5 protein-coding genes are annotated in these 4,297 nt (G+C 66.6%); 1 reads left to right on the top strand and 4 read right to left on the bottom strand.

Features of this window, described 5'->3' with window-relative positions; translation table 11 throughout:
• On the bottom strand, window positions 1-327 hold a 327-nt coding region (locus tag OO014_RS18980), incomplete at its 3' end, for a hypothetical protein (protein WP_272463891.1).
• Between the two features lie 494 nt (window positions 328-821).
• On the opposite strand from OO014_RS18980, the gene OO014_RS18975 reads away from it, so the two are divergent.
• Window positions 822-1,070 (top strand): hypothetical protein, encoded by a 249-nt coding sequence (locus tag OO014_RS18975; RefSeq protein ID WP_272463890.1) that lies wholly within the window; start codon window positions 822-824, stop codon window positions 1,068-1,070.
• 530 nt (window positions 1,071-1,600) lie between these two features.
• Here the strand turns inward: OO014_RS18975 and OO014_RS18970 are convergent.
• The 3 genes from OO014_RS18970 to OO014_RS18960 all read right to left on the bottom strand — a co-directional run bounded on the left by OO014_RS18970 (window position 1,601) and on the right by OO014_RS18960 (window position 4,033).
• On the bottom strand, window positions 1,601-2,158 hold the full coding sequence (locus OO014_RS18970) for a GNAT family N-acetyltransferase (protein ID WP_272463889.1): 558 nt from the start codon (window positions 2,156-2,158) through the stop codon (window positions 1,601-1,603).
• A gap of 32 nt (window positions 2,159-2,190) precedes the next feature.
• The gene (locus OO014_RS18965) at window positions 2,191-3,108 is read right to left on the bottom strand and encodes an alpha/beta hydrolase (RefSeq protein WP_272463888.1); all 918 of its coding nucleotides are present in this window, start codon (window positions 3,106-3,108) and stop codon (window positions 2,191-2,193) included.
• Window positions 3,109-3,382: 274 nt separating this feature from the next.
• Window positions 3,383-4,033, bottom strand: a complete 651-nt coding sequence (locus OO014_RS18960; protein WP_272463887.1) for a hypothetical protein — start codon at window positions 4,031-4,033, stop codon at window positions 3,383-3,385.
• Between the last annotated feature and the right edge of the window lie 264 nt (window positions 4,034-4,297).

Raw genomic sequence — 4,297 nt, 5'->3', positions numbered from 1 at the left:
GGCCACCCCGGCGGTCGCGAACAGCCCGAACAGGGCCCAACCGAGCCAGCCCGGCAGCTGCAGAACGGCCACGACGTAGGCCAACATCGCCAGGCCGAACACCAGCTCACCTCCGCCTCGCACCACCCTGCCCAAGCCGCCCCACCGCGCGCCCAGCCCCCAGCCTGCAGCTCCAAGCGCGAAACCGAGCAGTGCAAGAAGGAGCATCACGCGTCGGAGGACCGGCTCCCCCGGGTGAGGGGCAGCAGCGGCTGGCAACATCGCGAGCAGGAGGAGCCCGACCGACATCCCGGACACGAGCCGCAGCCATACGACGACAGGACGCACGCACCTGATGATGCCAGTGGTCCTACCCGGAAGCGTCGGGGCCGGCGTACAGAGCCGAACGGACGCGGGCCCAGTGCCGCCCAGATGCGGCATGGCATCCGATATCGGAGAAAGAAGCGCCCTACGGGCACGCAGTTGACAGGGAGCCTTTGTAACTCGTCGCCGCTCCGGGAATGGAACTCTCCCAGCGCCTTTCCCCCTGTACGCCGAGGACGTCAACAAGGGCAAGGCGCAGGCGGCCATCAAGTAAGTTGCGACCCCGGCTGCACACAGCAGGTTGTGCGAGAAGGCCGCTGGTCGACAGGCGGCGGTAAGACGCGGGTCCAAAGGCCTGGGCCGATTCGCTACGCTACCCCCGCTCGACCCGGAGGGAGACCCTTGCGCGACACCCGTCTAGAAGCGAAGTTCCTACCGGTGCACGCGATGCCGCTGTCGGCGTTAGTCGATTTTGCTCGTTCCACGCGTGAAGAACGGTGGCAGAGCACGCTATGGACTTGATCTGGGCACTGATCGCATTAGCTGCTGTGCTGGGGATGCTGCCCATCGGATACGACTGGTCCCACCTCAAGGCTGCAGAGGACGTGGTGCTTCACCTCGCCTTCGCGGCGCTTGTCGCGTCGACCTTCTACCAGTCCTTGCAGATCCGTGCTGGGGTGCTCGGTGTGTTCGCAGCTACCGCGTTGGTTATCGGTTACCGCGTCCGCAGGCGAGCAGCAAACTATCGGGGACGGCATCGGGATTGACGCAGGGTCGCCGACGAAGGCTGCGCTGCCTAGCCGACCCGGCTCAGCGTCCTCTTGCGGCGGTAAGACGCAGGTCCGAGCCGCGCGACTCGCGAATAGGTGGCGTATCAGTCGTCCGTGGCCGTTCGCGCAAGCTGAATCTCTGAAGGGGATGGGTTGGAATGGAGCGGCTCGCTGACACCGCCCTGCTCGGGCCTTGGCGGGGTCGACGGCACGATGTCCCAGCCGCCGTGATGCCACATCCACACGTACGCGAACCGATCTGCGAATGGCACCCTGAACCACACCCTGACCCAGCGGGGCACCCGATCAAGTCGGGGAGTCAGACCATGCTCAGGCGGAGTCCAGTTCCATGCGGGGCGGGCCCCTGGAGGCGACCGCCAACCGCCAGGTGACGGCACGATGTCGAAGTTGCCCACGAACCGAGTTTGTCACTGTGGCCGCACTAAACCGCCACTCAACCAGCGACTGAGCATGCCCCCGTGGGGCGGCCACCCGCCTGCCGCCCGCTCCGTTCGGGCTGCGGGGCGCTACCCGACCAGATGGGCCAAGGTGCAGTCGTCGAGCCAGCGGCCGTCCCTCCCGAGGGCGGCGAACCGCTCGGTGCCCTCGAGAACGAACCCGTTCTTGGTCAGGACTCGGATGGATGCGGCGTTCTCGGCGAAGGTCTTCGCGACGACTCGGCGGATTCCAGCTTCGTGCAGAGCAGTCACCACCAGGGCGGTTGCTGCGCTGGCGACTCCGCGGTTCCAGTAGTCGGGGTCAATGGAGTAGCCGAGGTAGAAGTCGTGGACGTCCGGCTCGGGGCCCAGCGTCTCGGGACGGTACCGTCGGCCGCCGATGTCCCCGACCACCCGATCAGCAAGGAGGACAGCGCATAGCAGGGAGTCTGCCTCCCCAATGCGGTCGCCGATCAAAGCCTGTGCTTGCTCAAGGGTGTCGACGGTGCGGCTGACATACGCTTGGCACTCGGGCCGACGCTTGTAGCCGAGGAAGGCGTGCGCGTCGGCAGGATCGGCTGGACGAACAGTGACGCGGCCATCGGTCAAGGGCCAAGGCAGTTCCATACCGATCGGACCGTAGCCCATTCGGGGCACCGGCTCCCTTCGCTTATCGGCACTCACTGCTTCCTCGTGTCCGTCACGGCCTCAGGTGTCGGCGGCTCATGCGTGCCCATGGTCTGCCGGCGGAGAAACGCGTCCACGACGTCGGCCACCTCGGAGTTGAACAGGGAGGGCCAGATGCCGTGGTGGGCACCCTCGACGAGCACCAGGTCGCACTCGTGGCCGGCCTCGGCCTGTGCCTGCGCGTAGGCGACGCTGTGCTCGTAGCGAACGACCTCATCAGCGGTGCCATGAACCAGGAGAACCGGCCCGCGGGGACGTGCGTCGAGGTGATAGGCAGGGCTGGCTTCGCGGGCAGCATCAAGGTCTTCGCTGGGACGTCGGCCGCCGAGCAGGTCGCGGACCGCGTCGTCGCGCTCCATTTGCGTCAGATCGGTCGGCGCATAGAACGCGACCGCGCTAGACAGGTTCAACGGTCCCGCGTCGGGATCGTCGTCCAGTGCGGGCGACCCGTCGGTGGCGTGGACGAGCAGGGCGGTGTGCCCGCCGGAGCTGTCCCCGGCGATGGTGATGCGCTCGGCGTTGATGCCGTACCGGTCGGCATGCTGTCGGAGCCAGCGGATGGCCGTCCTGGCGTCGTGCACCTGCGCAGGGTGCGGGGCCACCGCGGAGGGGCGGTGCTCGACGATCGCGATGACGTAGCCGCGCGCGGCGAACCGGCACAGGTACGACATGGCGGCACCGAGAGCCTGCTCGCGCCACCCGGCCCCCTGTACGAAGGCAATACACGGGTACCGGCCCGAGAACGCCGCCTCCCAGCCGAGCATCGCCGCGTCACCACTGGGCTGGATGATCTGCAGATGCAGGTCGACGCCATCACGTTGCGCATACACGACGTCGAGGTGGACGTAGACGTTTGTTCGACCGGGGACGGCCGAGATGACGCGAGTATTGTCCGTCTCGGGCTGGGGCACCGGGCTACCTCATCACCAGACGCTCAGGCGCGCAAGGCGATTACGACGGGGCAATCATCCCCGCCCCACTGTGGCACCCGGTGGGAAGCCCACCCATGCACGATCGAGGGCGCCGTGCCGCCATCAGGGCGGACGGTGCACCCGACCACCCCATGTCGCGGTGGTGTGACGCGGATCCGAGACGCGCAATCACGGGCAGTTCCGGACGGGCGTTAGTCGTCCCGATCTTATGGCCGGAGGCGTGGTTGCCAAACGCGACTTGTACTAGGGGGTGTCAGGGTGAGGCGTCGGCCGAGGGCCGCACGACCGTCTCCCACCCGGAGGCATCCCGTTCGACAACGACGTCCCGGGGCCATAGCTGGTCCTCCGGTCGAGCACCCGCCTGGAAGGAGACTCGACCCAGTTCGGCGTTGCTGAAGTCGTTATCCCGGATGTCATTGGGGATCCCCGTCGCGGGATCAGCTCCCAGAAGCTGAGCATTGTCAACACGACCGATGAAACGGCACCCTACGAGGTCCGCACGGGGAGAGTAGATGTGCCCAGTTCTGCAGCGTTCGAAGGTGCACCGCTCGAATCTCGCCCACCCCAAGGAGAAGCCGTGTAGGTCGAAGTTCACGCCAAGGAAGTGGCAGTCGCGGTACACGCTCCTGCCGGAGGTGTGACCGAATGCGCCGGCGGCGGGCCATGCGCGCTTTCCCTCGAACACGCAGGAGGTGAAGATGCTCGATGCGAACGTGACATGGACGTCCTCGAGCAGGAAGCGGACACCGGAACCGTGCGCGTCGACCACGGCATAACTGGCTGCGAACTCACCTCGGCGACGACGTGGTCGCGAGACGGCTCGGCGCTCGTGGAACCTCATGTCACCCGCGATCTGCCCTGACACGATGGTCCGAGCCGTTCGCTGCCAAACAGAGTCGATCACGCAGTCATCCTTCCACTCCAAGGTCTCCCGGTTGCCCGGCGCCGGCTGAGCCAACGACTGGCTACCGGCAAGCACTCACGCACCAGACGCCCAGCAGTCGGCGATGTGGCGTACAAGGGTCCGTCCGACGAACGGTGTTTCTGGCACGTGATCTTCAGAGGTTCTCGGCGGCCGGCATGCGGTCGGCGAAGGTGACGGCGAAAGCGTTCAGCGCAGGCTTCCACCGCATGGTCCATCGTGCCTGCCCAGTGCCTTTGGGGTCCG

Source organism: Intrasporangium calvum, from assembly GCF_028446585.1.
Classification (GTDB): Bacteria; Actinomycetota; Actinomycetes; order Actinomycetales; family Dermatophilaceae; genus Intrasporangium; species Intrasporangium calvum_A.
This window is presented reverse-complemented; position numbering and strand designations above follow the sequence as displayed.